The organism is Listeria grandensis, assembly GCF_014322885.1.
In the GTDB taxonomy this organism is placed as follows: Bacteria; Bacillota; Bacilli; order Lactobacillales; family Listeriaceae; genus Listeria_A; species Listeria_A grandensis.
The window spans coordinates 69,589-85,222 of record NZ_JAASUG010000012.1 but is presented as its reverse complement, the minus strand read 5'-3'; the positions used below and the strand labels follow the sequence as shown (position 1 = coordinate 85,222).

At 44.3% G+C, this 15,634-nt stretch carries 16 protein-coding genes; 12 read left to right on the top strand and 4 right to left on the bottom strand.

Annotation, left to right across the window (positions count from 1 at the left end; translation table 11 throughout):
- A partial coding sequence (locus tag HCJ54_RS15385; protein ID WP_222713037.1) for a hypothetical protein occupies nt 1-288 on the top strand: 288 nt, incomplete at its 5' end.
- 27 nt (nt 289-315) lie between these two features.
- On the opposite strand, the gene bla is transcribed toward HCJ54_RS15385, so the two are convergent.
- The 3 genes from bla to HCJ54_RS13830 all read right to left on the bottom strand — a co-directional run bounded on the left by bla (nt 316) and on the right by HCJ54_RS13830 (nt 2,617).
- Nucleotides 316-1,233: a class A beta-lactamase gene (bla, locus tag HCJ54_RS13840; RefSeq protein ID WP_244966962.1), complete on the bottom strand. Its 918-nt coding sequence runs from the start codon at nt 1,231-1,233 to the stop codon at nt 316-318.
- A 217-nt stretch (nt 1,234-1,450) separates the two neighbouring features.
- Complete coding sequence (locus HCJ54_RS13835) at nt 1,451-1,840, bottom strand: tautomerase family protein (protein WP_187138066.1); 390 nt, start codon at nt 1,838-1,840, stop codon at nt 1,451-1,453.
- Nucleotides 1,841-1,864: 24 nt separating this feature from the next.
- Complete coding sequence (locus HCJ54_RS13830; protein ID WP_187138065.1) at nt 1,865-2,617, bottom strand: DeoR/GlpR family DNA-binding transcription regulator; 753 nt, start codon at nt 2,615-2,617, stop codon at nt 1,865-1,867.
- A gap of 293 nt (nt 2,618-2,910) precedes the next feature.
- Here HCJ54_RS13830 and iolA point away from each other — a divergent pair, with 293 nt between their 5' ends.
- The 11 genes from iolA to HCJ54_RS13775 all read left to right on the top strand — a co-directional run bounded on the left by iolA (nt 2,911) and on the right by HCJ54_RS13775 (nt 14,669).
- Nucleotides 2,911-4,377 (top strand): methylmalonate-semialdehyde dehydrogenase, encoded by a 1,467-nt coding sequence (iolA, locus tag HCJ54_RS13825; RefSeq protein WP_187138064.1) that lies wholly within the window; start codon nt 2,911-2,913, stop codon nt 4,375-4,377.
- 16 nt (nt 4,378-4,393) lie between these two features.
- Complete coding sequence (iolB, locus tag HCJ54_RS13820; protein WP_187138063.1) at nt 4,394-5,206, top strand: 5-deoxy-glucuronate isomerase; 813 nt, start codon at nt 4,394-4,396, stop codon at nt 5,204-5,206.
- Between the two features lie 16 nt (nt 5,207-5,222).
- Entirely contained in the window at nt 5,223-6,200 is a 978-nt protein-coding gene (gene iolC, locus HCJ54_RS13815) for a 5-dehydro-2-deoxygluconokinase (protein WP_187138062.1), read from the top strand.
- Nucleotides 6,201-6,220: 20 nt separating this feature from the next.
- The gene (gene iolD, locus HCJ54_RS13810) at nt 6,221-8,131 is read left to right on the top strand and encodes a 3D-(3,5/4)-trihydroxycyclohexane-1,2-dione acylhydrolase (decyclizing) (protein WP_187138061.1); all 1,911 of its coding nucleotides are present in this window, start codon (nt 6,221-6,223) and stop codon (nt 8,129-8,131) included.
- A 21-nt stretch (nt 8,132-8,152) separates the two neighbouring features.
- Nucleotides 8,153-9,052 (top strand): myo-inosose-2 dehydratase, encoded by a 900-nt coding sequence (gene iolE, locus HCJ54_RS13805; RefSeq protein ID WP_187138060.1) that lies wholly within the window; start codon nt 8,153-8,155, stop codon nt 9,050-9,052.
- Complete coding sequence (locus tag HCJ54_RS13800; RefSeq protein WP_051998571.1) at nt 9,049-10,485, top strand: sugar porter family MFS transporter; 1,437 nt, start codon at nt 9,049-9,051, stop codon at nt 10,483-10,485. Before iolE ends, HCJ54_RS13800 begins: the two co-directional genes overlap by 4 nt.
- Before the next feature lie 38 nt (nt 10,486-10,523).
- On the top strand, nt 10,524-11,567 hold the full coding sequence (iolG, locus tag HCJ54_RS13795; protein WP_185410056.1) for a bifunctional inositol 2-dehydrogenase/D-chiro-inositol 1-dehydrogenase: 1,044 nt from the start codon (nt 10,524-10,526) through the stop codon (nt 11,565-11,567).
- A complete protein-coding gene (locus HCJ54_RS13790) occupies nt 11,551-12,417 on the top strand; it encodes a sugar phosphate isomerase/epimerase family protein (RefSeq protein WP_187138059.1) in 867 nt (288 codons plus the stop codon). Before iolG ends, HCJ54_RS13790 begins: the two co-directional genes overlap by 17 nt.
- 23 nt (nt 12,418-12,440) lie before the next feature.
- Entirely contained in the window at nt 12,441-13,277 is an 837-nt protein-coding gene (iolI, locus tag HCJ54_RS13785; protein WP_187138058.1) for a 2-keto-myo-inositol isomerase, read from the top strand.
- Between the two features lie 65 nt (nt 13,278-13,342).
- Nucleotides 13,343-14,194 (top strand): class II fructose-1,6-bisphosphate aldolase, encoded by an 852-nt coding sequence (fba, locus tag HCJ54_RS13780; RefSeq protein WP_187138057.1) that lies wholly within the window; start codon nt 13,343-13,345, stop codon nt 14,192-14,194.
- Nucleotides 14,195-14,288: 94 nt separating this feature from the next.
- Nucleotides 14,289-14,669, top strand: coding sequence for a VOC family protein (locus HCJ54_RS13775; RefSeq protein WP_185410060.1), 381 nt, complete (start codon nt 14,289-14,291; stop codon nt 14,667-14,669).
- A gap of 47 nt (nt 14,670-14,716) precedes the next feature.
- On the opposite strand, the gene HCJ54_RS13770 is transcribed toward HCJ54_RS13775, so the two are convergent.
- Nucleotides 14,717-15,598: a peptidylprolyl isomerase gene (locus tag HCJ54_RS13770; RefSeq protein ID WP_187138056.1), complete on the bottom strand. Its 882-nt coding sequence runs from the start codon at nt 15,596-15,598 to the stop codon at nt 14,717-14,719.
- Nucleotides 15,599-15,634 lie beyond the last annotated feature (36 nt).

Genomic DNA, 15,634 nt, shown 5'->3' with positions numbered 1-15,634 from the left:
AAATTCGAGGATGGGCGTCATAAGAGCCGCTGGTGGATTACATACTCACCTACGGTTCCTATGCATATTGTGGCTCTCTGTATTCTCTGCTTCTTAGCTAGTTTCGCTAATAAATTCGAGGATGGGCGTCATAAGAGCCGCTGGTGGATTACATACTCACCTACGGTTCCTATGCATATTGTGGCTCTAACTCAGCAGAGTACGCTTCGTAAGAGCCACAACAAAGTCTTTCCGCAGGCACAATCTGAAAATATGCACCACTACAAAAAAGAACACTTGTTGATCTGAAAAATCAACAAGTGTTCTTTCCTAGTTTTACAATGCAAAATACTTACTAAGTACCTTCGCTGCATCTGCTATCAATTGGTCGTCATACTCCGCGTCTTCCTTATCTTTTTTAGAGTAGATAACCCAAACTAGTGGTTTTGTGTCTTTATCTTTTGGATAAATCACTGCGATATCGTTTCGTGTACCATATGAACCTGATCCGGTCTTATCACCAACAATATAGCCTTCTGGAACACCAGCACGAATTAGTTTATCTCCTGTTGTATTATCAATCAGCGTTTGCTTGAAATAGTTGAAGTTATCTGTTGGCATGTTTCCCTTCTTCACTAGAAACGCCAGGTTTTTCGCCATTGCTTTTGGCGTTGTTGTATCCCGTTTGTCTCCTGGTACAGCCGAGTTTAGCTCTGGTTCATATCGATCGGATTGCGTGACCGTATCTCCTATTTTTACCAACTCTTTTTGATAGGCTTTAGGTCCACCTAATTCATGGAGCATTAGATTGGCTGCGGTATTATCGCTGTAAGTCATAGCTGCATTGATAATTTCCTTTAGGGTCATACCGTCTTCCGTATGTTTTTCTGTAATGGGTGAATGATCGATTAAGTCTTCTTTTTTGAAATGGATGCGTTTATTCAATTGTTCAAGTGTTAAATTTTTAAGTAAAATACCACCAGCGATGGCTTTGAAACTAGAGCAATAGGCGAATCTTTCCTGGTCGTTATAGCCAATTGTTTTGTTGGAAGCGGTATCGATACCATGGACTCCTAATGTTGCACCGTATTTTTTTTCTAGTTTTTGAAGGTCTGATTTTAGGGATGCGGCAGCTTTTTCCGTTTTTTCTGGATTTGTCTCGTCTTTACTGGAAGCATTCGGTGTATCACAGGCTACTAAAGTGGACATTGCAATAATAAACGTTAGGCCTACTAGCATTTTTTTAAGATTCATTTTCATTACCTCCCATGTCTATTTTATTACAAAATCCACTTTACGTTACAAAATTAAAGATAATCTATAGAAAAAAGAAAGAAAACCTTAACGTTTGATTAATACTGAAAATATTGTCTTTGTTATAAAAGAAATTAGATAAGACATAAAAGTTTAATATTTAACGATAAAACAGTGATTCTTCTGCTTTTGTTAGGCGGAAGAATCACTGTTTTATTTACAATTTCCCGGTGAGGAACTGGGCTTCTCCCAATCCGAAGCTCCAATCGTCATTGTCATTCTCTGTAATCGAAATCATCAAATCGGTGGAGGTAATCCCGCAGATCAAGTCTAGTCGTTCTGCTGTTAGGGCGTACAGCCGTTGTTTTTGTTCGCTAGTACGCTTTTTGCTCACAATGCTCAGTAAGACAAAGCTTTTTGTACGTGTGAATCCGAGTCCGGTATCTTCTATGATCATTTCGTAAGGTTCATGTTGGTGGATGATTTGGTATCGATCACTCGAAGGCACTTCAAACGCTTCTACCATCGCTTCATGTGCCGTATCCACAAGCTTTTTAATCTCCTCAGGTTTGCGTCCTTTTATCAAATCAAAGCGCAATAATGGCATTTTCAAAACTCCTCTAATTTCAGATTATTTACTCGCGATCCCAACATTATTTTGCCCGCAAAAGGCTCTGTATTCTTCGGATAGTGGTTGTGATGTAACAATCACACTTACTTCTTCTAGTGCGCAGTAGGTGAGCAGGGTGGATTTTTCATATTTGGAATGGTCGGCAAGTAGAAAGACTTTTTCCGCTTTTGCAACGATTCGTTTTTTTATCTCATATTCCAGAAGGTCTGAATTCGTCAAACCGTGGGCAATGGAGACACCTGTTGCTGCCATGAATGCTTTATTGACATTGTATTTCTCGATCGTATTTGAGTCATCTGTGCCAACAAAGGACTTGGTTTTGCGTTTGTAGTTATTACCAATGATGATTAAGTTAATGTTTTCCATCGTTGCTGCGGCGTTAATCACATCCAAATTATTTGTTAAAAGTGTCACATTGATATTCCTAGGCAAAAACGCCATCATATTACGCGTTGTCGTACCGGAATCAATGAAGATAATCTCATCTTCTTCTACATATGTGGCGGCAATTTCACCGATGATTTGTTTTTCTTCTTGGTTTGCATGGTCGCGATTTTCAAATGGAATCAGCCGTTCTGATGTCGTTCTGACCCCACCATACACTTTTTGAATTGTGCCATTTTCGAGGATTTTGTTAATATCGCGACGAATGGTGTTCTTTGAGACGTCAAAATGCTCACATAATTCGTCTAGTGATGTTGTGCCTTTTTCGTGTATGAATTCTTCTACTAATTGTAGTCGCTTCTCCTTCATTTGCTCATTCTCCTATCCATCAATAACTTGCCTAAATTTTAACACATATTCAAAAGTTAATCAACATGTAACAAAAATAGGTGGTTATCTTGTTTTATATAGCAAATTTAAAAAGTTTTGGCTATGTTTTGATTTATAATTGGAAATTACAGATTGACATTTACTCATTGGAAGTATAGAATGTAATCAAGATATGACCAAAAGATAACTTTTGAACGGTTATCTTCCGGTGCTTTGCTAGATTTTACGAGGTTGGGAATTATGAAAGCGTTTATATACGAGGAGGAAACGGAATGACAGAGGTTAGAAAGTTGAAAAATTTTATTAATGGGGAGTGGGTAGCTAGCGAGACGGCGGCTTATGAGGATGTGATTAATCCGGCAACGAAGGAAGTTGTGGCATTAGTACCGATTTCGACGCGTGCGGATTTTGATTATGCGGCGGATGTAGCAGCAACGGCTTTTAAGAAATGGCGGAATATTGCGGTTCCTAGACGGGCGCGAATTTTATTTAATTATCAGCAGTTACTACGCCAGAATAAGGAAGAGTTGGCGCGCCTGATTACGATTGAGAATGGGAAGAATTTGACGGAGGCGCTTGGTGAGGTGCAACGTGGGATTGAAAATGTGGAGTTTGCGGCCGGGGCACCGACGCTGATGATGGGGGATTCGCTTGCTTCGATTGCGACGGATGTTGAGGCGACAAACTATCGTTATCCGATTGGTGTCGTTGGTGGGATTGCTCCATTTAACTTCCCGATGATGGTGCCTTGTTGGATGTTCCCGATGGCGATTGCGGTTGGGAATACGTTTATTTTGAAGCCTTCGGAACGGACGCCGCTTTTGACGGAGAAAATTGTCGAACTGTTTACGGAAGCGGGATTGCCGGATGGGGTCTTCAATGTGGTTTACGGGGCGCATGATGTGGTCAACGGGATTTTGGAACATCCGGAAATTAAAGCGGTTTCGTTTGTTGGCTCGAAGCCGGTTGGAGAGTACGTTTTTAAAAAAGGAAGCGAGAACTTGAAGCGAGTTCAGGCGCTGACCGGTGCGAAAAACCATACGATCGTGCTTGCGGATGCGGACCTTGATGATGCGCTAACGAACATTATTGCTGCGGCGTTTGGTTCTGCTGGGGAACGGTGTATGGCGTGTGCGGTTGTAACGGTGGAAGAGGCGATTGCGGATGAATTTATGGCGAAACTGACGGAACGTGCGAGTCAGATCAAGATTGGGAACGGCATGGATGACGGCGTTTTCCTGGGTCCGGTGATTCGGGCGGAGAACAAAGAGCGGACGCTTGCTTATATTGAGAAGGGCATTGCGGAAGGGGCAAACCTTGTTTATGACGGCAGAAGTGACGGGCTAGATGACGGTTATTTTGTGGGACCAACGATCTTTGACGGAGTTACGACGGATATGACGATTTGGAAGGATGAAATTTTTGCGCCGGTATTATCGGTGATTCGGGTGAAAAACTTGAAAGAGGGAATCCAAATTGCGAACGAGTCTGAATTTGCCAATGGTGCTTGTTTGTTTTCGACGAATGCGTCGGCGATTCGGTATTTCCGGGAGAACATAGATGCGGGAATGCTTGGCGTGAACCTAGGTGTACCTGCTCCGATGGCGTTTTTCCCTTTCTCGGGCTGGAAATCATCGTTTTTTGGGACGTTGCACGCGAACGGGAAGGATAGTGTCGATTTTTATACGCGTAAAAAAGTCGTAACGGCGCGGTATCCGAAACCGAATTTTGAAGACTAGAGGAGATGTTGGAAGGATGGGAAATTTACTTCGGAAGCCGAAAGTAGGGGAACAAGTTGTGCAAGATGTGAGGCTTGGTGATGGGAATTCACCGCTTGACTATGTTGGTTTTAAGATGCTAGATTTGGCAAAAGGAGAAACATATGAGGAGTCGCTGGGGAAGCTGGAAGTGTGTGTCGTTGCCTTGACTGGACGGATTACAGTGACTGATTTGGAGCAGACATTTTTGAATATTGGACGGCGGGCGAGTGTGTTTGAGCGGATTCCGACGGATAGTGTGTATATTTCGAATGACCGATCATTTCGGGTGATAGCGGAGTCAGATGATGCGCGTGTGGGGTTATGCTATGCGCCTTCTGATAAGCAGTTGAAGACGATGCTGATTCCGGCTGAAGCAAATGGAATGGAGCAACGTGGCAAGTATAATAATCAGCGGACGGTGCACAATATTTTACCGGATTCGGTTGATACAGCGAATAGTTTGTTAGTCGTGGAGGTTTATACGGAAGGTGGCAATTGGTCGAGTTATCCGCCACATAAGCATGATCAGGACAATTTACCGGCGGAGTCATTTTTGGAGGAGTCGTATTATCATGAGATGAATCCAGCGCAGGGCTTTGTTTTTCAACGGGTGTATACGGATGATCGGTCGATTGACGAGACGATGACTGTAGAAAATCGCGATGTGGTACTAGTTCCGGTGGGTTATCATCCAGTTGGTGTGCCTGATGGGTATACATCATACTATTTGAATGTGATGGCTGGGCCAACGCGGACGTGGAATTTTCATAACGACCCAGCGCATGCGTGGATTTTGGATCGAAAATAAGGAGGAATGTTGCGGAATGAAATATCCATTTGATGAAACGAAAAAATATGATGTGATCGCGGTTGGGCGGGCTTGTATCGATTTGAACGCGGTGGAGTATAATCGTCCGATGGAAGAGACGATGACTTTTTCAAAATATGTAGGTGGTTCGCCTGCGAATATCGTGATTGGGACGGCCAAATTAGGACTGAAGGTCGGTTTTATCGGCAAAATTCCGGATGATCAGCATGGTCGTTTTATTGAGCAGTATATGCGTGATGTTGGTGTGGATACATCACAAATGGTGACGGATCAGGATGGACACAAGACGGGGCTTGCCTTTACGGAGATTAAAAGCCCGGAGGAATGCAGTATTTTAATGTATCGGGATCAAGTGGCGGATCTTTATTTGGAGCCGAACGAGATTAATGAGGCTTATTTGAAGAAAACAAAAGCGCTCGTGATTTCGGGTACGGCGTTGTCGCAAAGCCCGTCGCGGGAAGCGATTTTAAAGTCGGTGCAATTGGCGCGAAAGCACGATGTAACGATTGTTTTTGAACTCGATTATCGTCCCTATACGTGGAAATCAGCGGAGGAAACGGCGGTTTATTATCAATTAGTCGCGGAACAGGCGAATATTGTTATTGGTACGCGTGACGAATTCGATATGCTAGAAAATAGGGATGACGGTGAAAACACAGCGACGGTTGCAGCACTTTTCCGGCATACGCCAGAACTGATTGTGATTAAACACGGCGTCGAGGGCTCTTTTGCATACACGAAATCGGGTGAAGTATTCCGAGGTAAGGCCTACATGACGAAGGTTTTGAAAACTTTTGGTGCGGGAGATTCCTATGCGTCGGCGTTCTTGTATGCGCTTATCACAGGTGAATCGATTGAAACCGCGCTAAAATTCGGAAGTGCTTCGGCCTCGATTGTCGTTAGCAAACACAGCTCATCAGAAGCAATGCCAACCGTTTTAGAAATTGAAGATTTGATTGCAGCACAAGTTTAAAAGAGGAGGTGGAATGAGGTATGGGAACGATTCGCCTAACAACGGCGCAAGCTTTGATAAAATTTATAAATCAGCAGTATGTCGCGATTGATGGACATATTACGCCATTTGTGGAAGGGATGTTTCAAGTTTTTGGGCACGGGAATGTGCTCGGGATTGGGCAAGCACTCGAAGAAGATCCGGGGCATTTGAAGGTGATTCAGGGCAAGAATGAGCAGGGCATGACGCATGCGGCGATTGCTTTTGCGAAACAGAATTTGAGGAAGAAAATTTATGCAGTCTCGACATCGGCTGGGCCGGGAGCAGCGAATCTTGTTGCGGCGGCTGGGACGGCTTTTGCGAATAATATTCCAGTTTTGCTTTTGCCGGCAGATACGTTTGCGTCGCGTCAACCTGATCCGGTTTTGCAGCAGTTAGAGCAGGATTATAGTGCGGCGGTGACGACGAATGATGCGCTCAAGCCAGTTTCGCGATATTGGGACCGGATTACGCGTCCGGAGCAGTTGATGAGTAGTTTACTGCGGGCGTTTGAAGTGATGACAAATCCTGCGACGGCTGGGCCGGTAGCGATCTGTATTTCGCAGGATGCAGAAGGCGAAGCGTATGACTATGATGAGGCTTTTTTTGAGAAACGGATTCACTATATGGACCGAAAAATGCCAAGTGATCGCGAGCTTAGCGGGGCGGTGGCACGAATCAAGGAAAGTAAACGCCCAGTCATTATTGTTGGCGGTGGTGCCAAGTATTCAGAGGCACGTGAGGCGTTGATCGCGATTTCCGAACAGCACAATATTCCGCTTGTGGAGACGCATGCAGGGAAGTCAACGGTCGAATGTCAATTTAAAAATAATCTAGGCGGGACGGGGATTCTCGGCACGAGCGCAGCAAACGCAGTGATTCGCACGGCGGATTTGGTGATCGGCGTCGGCACGCGTTACACGGACTTCACGACCTCTTCTAAAACGGCTTTCAACTGGGATAAAACGCGCTTTTTAAACATTAATATTAGCCGTCCTCAAGCCTACAAACTCGATGCATTTCAAGTCGTCGCAGATGCAAAAATAACACTTGAAGGGCTTGCTGAACGCCTAGGAGACTACGAAACGTCATATGGTGAGGAACTTGAAAAGCTCAAAGCTACATGGCTCATAGAACGGAATCGCTTAGCAAATGTGAGGTTTGATCGCGCTAACTTTAACCCAGAAATCAAGAACCAATTCGCTCAAGAAACGTTGAATGAATATGCAGATGCTCTCAATACGGAGCTCTCACAAACAGCGGCTTTTCTCGCGATTAATGAGACGGTTGCCGAAGATAGTATTGTGGTTGGGGCAGCTGGTTCGTTACCAGGCGATTTGCAACGAATTTGGAATCCACACGTGCCAAATACGTTCCATCTCGAATACGGTTATTCCTGCATGGGGTATGAAATTTCCGGTTCACTCGGTGCAAAATTAGCGGCGCCAAATCAAGAAGTTTACGCAATGGCAGGAGATGGTAGCTTTCTCATGCTACATTCGGAGTTTATCACGGCACTGCAATATAACCATAAAATTAATATTTTGCTGTTCGATAACGCTGGTTTTGGCTGTATTAACAACCTGCAAATGGAGCACGGTAGCGATAGTTATTTTTGTGAGTTCAGAACGGCAGATAATCAAATTATGAACATTGATTACGCCAAAGTTGCAGAAGGGTATGGCGCAAAAACATACCGAGCAAACACGATTCCAGAACTAAAAGCTGCACTAGAAGATGCCAAAAAGCAAACGGTTTCCACGCTAATCGAAATGAAAGTTTTACCGAAAACGATGTCGGATGGCTATGATGCATGGTGGCACGTTGGCGTTTCAGAAGTTTCCACGAAAGAGAGTATCCAAAAAGCGCATGAGGCAATTGCAAAAAAATTGGAGAAAGCTAAAAAATACTAGGACCACAGGGGGTATTTGCTCATGATCACATGGGGAATCGCGCCGATTGGCTGGCGCAACGATGATATACCAGAAATTGGAGCAGGAAACACGTTGCAGCATCTACTGAGCGATATCGTAGTCGCTGGATTTGAAGGAACAGAAGTCGGAGGATTTTTTCCCGCGGCGGACATTTTAAATAAGGAACTAGCGCTTCGTCAGTTAAGAGTCGCGGGGCAATGGTTTAGCAGTTTTATCATTCGAGATGGTGTGGAGTCGGCAAAACAGGCATTCACGAAGCACTGTGCCTACTTGCAAAAAGTGAATGCAAATGTGGCAGTTGTTTCGGAGCAAACGTATAGCATTCAAGGGCTAACCAAGAATGTATTTACGGAGAAACCATATTTTACTGCGCGAGAATGGGAACTTCTGTGCGAGGGGCTCAACCAGCTTGGTGAGATTGCTAACGTGCATAATTTGAAGCTTGTCTATCACCATCATTTAGGAACGGGTGTCGAAACGGTTGCTGAGATAGATCAACTGATGGCTGGGACGGATCCTACGCGGGTGCACTTGCTTTATGATACTGGTCATATTTATGTGGCAGAAGGAGATTATATGGCACTTCTTGAAAAGCATTTCGGCCGCATTGCGCACATTCATTTCAAAGATGTCAGAAAAGACGTGATGATTGCCTGTGAAAAAGAGCAGCTGTCCTTCCTGCAATCCTTTTTAAAAGGGATGTTTACGGTGCCAGGCGATGGTTGCATTGATTTTTATGAAGTGTATCAGCGCTTATTGGCTGCAGAATATAGCGGTTGGATTGTTGTGGAGGCGGAACAAGATCCCGCGATTGCGAATCCGTTAGAATACGCCTTAATGGCCAGAAAATACATTGATGAAAACTTGCTACAAGCTAGAGTAGGGGAGCGATCGCTATGAAAAGTCCAGAACAAGACGGTCCAGAGTTGGTTTTAGAACAGGCACCGGCGAATAAGCGAACGCCGAAAGCTTATTTACGCTTAATCACGATTATTTCGACTTTTGGTGGTTTGCTATTCGGTTACGATACGGGGGTTATCAATGGAGCCTTGCCCTACATGTCACAGGCAGGGCAACTCAATTTGACGCCTGCTGGAGAAGGTATTGTCGCGAGTTCGCTCCTATTTGGAGCTGCATTCGGCGCGATATTTGGTGGGCGATTGTCGGATCGGAGTGGACGTAGACGCAATCTTTTGACACTAGCTGTCATTTTTTTCGTGGCAACACTTGGTTGTACATTTGCACCTAGCATGGCTGTCATGGTTATTTTTCGAGTCTTATTAGGGCTTGCAGTCGGCGGGGCTTCCGTAACCGTACCGACATACTTAGCAGAAATGTCTCCTGCGCATAGACGTGGACGGATGGTAACACAAAATGAATTAATGATTGTGACCGGGCAGTTATTGGCGTTCACATTCAATGCCGTCATCGGAACAACATTAGGTGAAGACGGCAACGTGTGGCGCTACATGTTAGTTATCGCAACGATTCCAGCCGTGATTCTTTGGTTCGGAATGCTAATTTTACCAGAAAGTCCGCGTTGGCTCGCTTCTAAAGGCAAAATTGGCGATGCTTTGCGCGTACTACAACAAATTCGCGAACAAAATGAAGCTAATAAGGAACTCACAGAAATTAAAGACAACATTGCCGCCGAACAAGAAATCGAAAAAGCAACATTTCAAGATTTGAGCGTCACTTGGGTACGGCGAATCCTCTTTATTGGGATCGGAATTGCGGTTGTCCAGCAAATCACTGGTGTCAACTCGATCATGTATTACGGAACTGAAATCTTGCGTGATGCGGGTTTTGGAACCGAAGCTGCATTAATTGGAAATATTGCAAACGGTGTTATCTCTGTGCTCGCGACTTTCGTCGGTATTTACTTACTCGGAAAAGTCGGGCGGCGACCAATGTTGATTACAGGGCTCATCGGCACAACTTGCGCACTGCTTTTGATCGGTATTTTATCGATGTTATTACAAGGCACGACTGCGCTACCATATGTGGTACTGAGTTTAACCGTCACTTTTCTTGCGTTCCAACAAGGCGCGATCTCACCGGTTACGTGGCTCATGCTCTCTGAAATTTTCCCGCAACGATTGCGCGGCATTGGGATGGGAACAACCGTATTTTGCCTCTGGATTACGAACTTCCTAGTCGGCTTTTCATTTCCGATCTTACTAGCAAACGTGGGGCTATCCATCACTTTCTTCATGTTCGCAATACTTGGTGTCTTCGCAATTCTTTTCGTCAAAAGATACTTACCCGAAACAAAAGGGCACACGCTCGAGCAGATTGAATACTACTTCCGAAACTATATCAAATTTAAATAATGAAAGCGTTATAAAGCAGAGAATTGGAGGAAAAAAAGATGAATGTACGATTTGGAGTTATAGGAACAGGCGCGATTGGGCGCGAACATATTAAACGGATTAGCCAAACACTAGCAGGTGCAGAGGTCGTTGCTGTCACCGATGTCAACCAAGCGGCAGCCCAGCAAGCCATTGAAAATTTCAACCTAGACGCAAACGTGTATCCAGATGATAAAGCGCTAATCGCGGCAAAAGACGTCGATGCGATTCTTGTTTCCAGTTGGGGACCAGCACATGAGGAAAGCGTGCTCGCAGGAATTGAAGCTGGAAAGTATATCTTCTGTGAAAAACCGCTAGCAACAACGGCAGAAGGCGCGCGTCGGATTGTCGATGCTGAAATGAAATACGGGAAGCGACTTGTCCAAGTGGGTTTTATGCGGCGATACGATCATGGTTACGTCAAATTGAAAGAGGCGATTGATGCGAATGAAATCGGTGAGCCACTGATGATTCGTTGTGCCCATCGTAATCCAACCGTACCAGAAACGTATTCGACCGATATGGCGATTACGGACACACTGATCCACGAAATTGACGTTTTACATTGGCTTGTGGATGACGATTATGCGAGCGTTCAAGTCATGTATCCGAGGAAAACGAAGCACGCGTTGTCGCATTTACGCGATCCACAAATCGTGATGATCGAAACGAAAGGCGGCATCTCGATTACGGCAGAGATTTTCGTGAATTGTCAGTACGGCTACGATATTCAGTGCGAAGTGATCGGCGAAGAAGGCATCGTGAAATTGCCGGAGTTCTCGAATATTGTGACGCGTAAAAGTGGCAAGTTGAGCCAAGATATTTTGATGGATTGGAAAGACCGATTCCTAGATGCGTATGATGCCGAGATTCAAGACTTCATCGATTCGATTCGTAAAAATGGGGCGCCACAAGGTCCAACATCGTGGGATGGCTACGTGGCCTCGGTAACCGCTGCAGCTTGTGTCAAAGCGCAAGAATCTGGTGTGACGGAGCCGATCGAACTTGATGAACGACCAGCATTCTACGAAGAAGGGGCGAGAAAGAATGAAGTTAGCGCTTGATCCAAGCATGTTTCGCGATAGTATGAGCATTGAACAAATGATTTACAAAACTGCTAAGCTTGGTTATAAATACATCGAGTTGAGTCCACGCGAGGATTTTTGTCCTTTTTATAAATATCCGAAAGTCGATAAAGCCAAAATAAAACTCGTGAAAAAATGCTTACGAGATACAGGTCTAGAAATATCATCTTTGTTACCGCTTTACAACTGGGCAGGACCGGATGAAGCGCGTCGCGTGGCTGCGGTTCGGAATTGGAAACGCGCCATCGAAATCGCGGTCGAATTAGATGTAGATATTATGAACAGTGAGTTCAGCGGGACGAAATACAATCCTGTCGTTTGCGAAGAGAAATTCGTGAAGTCTATGGATGAGTTGATGCCCGTTTTCGAAAAAGAAGGCGTACGGCTAAATTTACAGGCGCATCCGCTTGATTTTATCGAGACGAATACAGGTGCTATCAATATGATTCGCGCATTGGATAAAGATTGGATTAAACTTGTATACTCGACGGCCCACACGTTCTTTTACGATGATGGCATTGGTGATGTTGAAAAAATGCTAGATGAGGCAGGCGACCTACTCGACCAAGTCCTGTTCGCCGATACGTTTAACCATAAAGCGGCTTACGGCTTGCGCTACATTGTGAACCCGCCCGACGCCGAAGTAACGATTCACCAACATCTCAATATTGGGCAAGGCGAAGTCGATTTCGAGACGATTTTCCGTAAAATGCGTGAGATGAAATTCGACGGAATTGCGACAAATGCCGTTTTTGCTTGGGCAGATAAAGCCGAAGAATCCAGTGATTTCATGCTCCAAACGATGAAAAAAGGTCTAGGCCTGAGCTAAAAAAGAAAAGAGGGAACACAACGATGAAGTTATGTTTTAACGAAGCAACCACACTTGAAAACTCCAATTTGGAGAAGGATTTAGAAATCTGCGAGGCACACGGCTACGATTATATCGAGATTCGAACGACCGATAAGTTACCAGAATACTTAGAAACACACACATTGGACGATCTTGCAGACTATTTCAGGGCACATCACATAAAACCATTGGCTCTAAACGCGCTCGAGTTTTTCAACAATCGCGATAAAGAAGGGCATGACGCTATCATTCAGGAATTCCAAGAAATGATGACCGTCTGTGATAAAATTGGCGCTAAATACGTCGTTGCAGTTCCACTTGTCACGACCGATAAAATTTTGAAAAAAGATATTAAAGCGAATAGCATCGCGGTACTTGAAGAACTGTCCGATATCGCGAAACCACATGGCGTCAAGATTGCTGTTGAATTCATCGGTCATCCAGAGTGCACGGTGAATACCTTCCGAGATGCCTATGACATCGTGCAAACCGTCGATCGTGATAATGTCGGTCTCGTTTTTGACTCCTTCCATTTCCATGCGATGGGTTCTAATATCGAGGATCTAAAAAATGCAGATGGCTCGAAAATCTTCCTCTTCCATATCGATGATACCGAAGATTTCCAAATTGGGCTTCTTACAGACGATGATCGCGTTTGGCCAGGTCACGGCACGATTGATCTCGATGCCCATATCGCAACCCTTAAAAAAATCGGTTATAGAGACGTTGTTTCCGTGGAACTTTTCCGACCAGAGTATTACAAATTAACGCCCGAAGAAACCATTCAAAAAGCGAAAGAAACCACTGTCAGCGTCATATCGAAACATTTCAATATATAAAAAAATCCACGAGTGGCACGCAAACACTCGTGGATTCTGCGTCTTAACAAAGAGGAGGAAAACCCATGTTAGTATCCCTAAATGAGGTCATAACAAAAGCATATCGCGAAGAATATGCCGTCGGACAATTTAATATCAACGGTTTATCGTGGATTCATGGTATCTTAATCGCCGCCCAAAAAGAATCGTCACCTGTCATCGTCGCAGCATCCGATCGCATGGTTGACTTTCTTGGCGGATTCGAAATCATTACATCCATGGTCAAAATGCTAATCACCGAGTACCACATCACGATCCCAGTCGTACTTCATCTTGATCATGGAACCACCGTCACACGCTGCAAGCAAGCCGTAGATGCCGGATTCAGCTCCGTTATGTATGATGGCTCTAAACTCCCAATCGCCGAGAATATCCGATGCACGAAAGAAGTCACCGATTACGCCCACCCGCGCGGCGTCAATGTCGAAGCAGAAGTCGGCACGGTCGGCGGCAATGAAGACGGCATCATTGGCAATATCCACTACGCCTCACTCGAAGAATGCGTCGACCTTGTCCAAGCAACTCACATCGATGCCTTAGCCGCAGCACTAGGTTCCGTCCACGGCAATTATCAAGGCGAACCAACGCTTGGCTTTCAAGAAATGGCTGCTATCCAGCAAGCCGTCGAGATCCCGCTCGTCCTCCACGGCGCATCAGGAATTCCAACCGCCAAAATTGATCGGGCCATCACACTCGGACACGCCAAAATCAACGTCAACACCGAATCCAACAAAGCTTGGCTCGCAGCTACCCGTCAAGCACTCACGGCCAATCCAAGCACTCACGAACCCCAAATCATCTTAGAAAGAGGGCGCGAAGCTATCACACAAACCGTCCAATCCAAAATCCGCGAATTTGGCTCCGTTGGTAAAGCATGACCCACACTTAATTTTTGAATCCATCTGCAAATCTTGTTATACTAAATAGGCAATCGAACTTGATATGCACAACTTTTAGAAATGGGGAATAATGATGATTAATAAAATCGGACAAGTGATGATTTACGTCAACGACCAAGATGCGGTAGCAAAATTTTGGACAGAAAAAGTAGGTTTTGTAATCAAATCTGAGAACGAACCAAATGCTGCAGAGCGCTGGATTGAAATCGCACCGACAAAAGATGCCGCAACAACATTCGTCCTCCAAGACAAGGTAGCAGTAGCCAAAGCACAACCCGAAATGAACCTAGGAACACCATCCATTTTGCTCTATGGCGATAACCTAGACGCTATGTATGAAGACTTCAAAGCAAAAGGCATCACAGTTGGCGCACTTGTAGACATACCAAACATGGGCCGCGTCTTCAACTTCGCTGATCCTGAAAACAACTATTTCGCAATCCTTCAAAAATAAGAAAAAGGCATGAAATCCGTGAAGATTTCATGCCTTTCTTTACATGCTTATTTAGATGAATCAGTTGCAGATCCGTCGTATTGTGTAAACGCATCTTTCAAATCTTTATCATCGATCTTAACGTCAGCTTTTTTGTATAGTTTTTGTAATGCTGCCGTTTTTGCTTCAGCAGTTACTTTTGATGCCAAGTAGTCTTTCTTCACTTGTGCTTTGTCTTTATCAAAAGTAGTTTTTGCTGGGTGGTCTAACATTTTGATGATGTGGTAACCAGCGTCTGTTTTAACAACTGGGCTGATGTCACCCTTGTTTTTAAGTGCATAAGCTGCTTTTTCGAATTGAGGTAACATTTTACCAGGACCGAATGGAGCTAGTTTACCACCTTGTGTAGCAGAACCTGTATCTGTAGAGTTAGCTTTTGCTAATTCTTCAAAGTTACCACCAGATGTTACTTTCTTGTGAAGCTCATCTGCTTTCGCTTTATCAGCAACTAAGATGTGTTCTACCGTGATGTTTGGCTGCCAAGTTTTGTAATATGCTTCTAATGCTTTATCGCTAGTATCAACAGAAGCTTCTGCCGCTTTCGTGCTTAGAAGATCGAATTTAAGGTAATCAGATTTAAATGTTTTCTCCGTATAACCACTTTGTTGCAACATGGTTGAAAGTTGATCACCATATTGATCTTTGAAAGTTTGGAATGCTGCATCGATGTCTTTATCTGATACTTTGTATTTGTCTTCTAAAATTTTAGTCATTGCAAGTTGAGATACATATTGATCCCCAACCTTAGCTTTCATGGCATCGTAAAGCTCTTGTTGCGTTACGTCACCTGCTTTTGTTTCTACAACAGCATCGTTTGCTGAGTTGCCACAAGCTGCTAAGCTGAATAGACCCATCATTGATACCATACCTAATACTAATTTCTTCTTCATTAATTAATACACGCTCCTCAAAGTTTTAAATAAGTT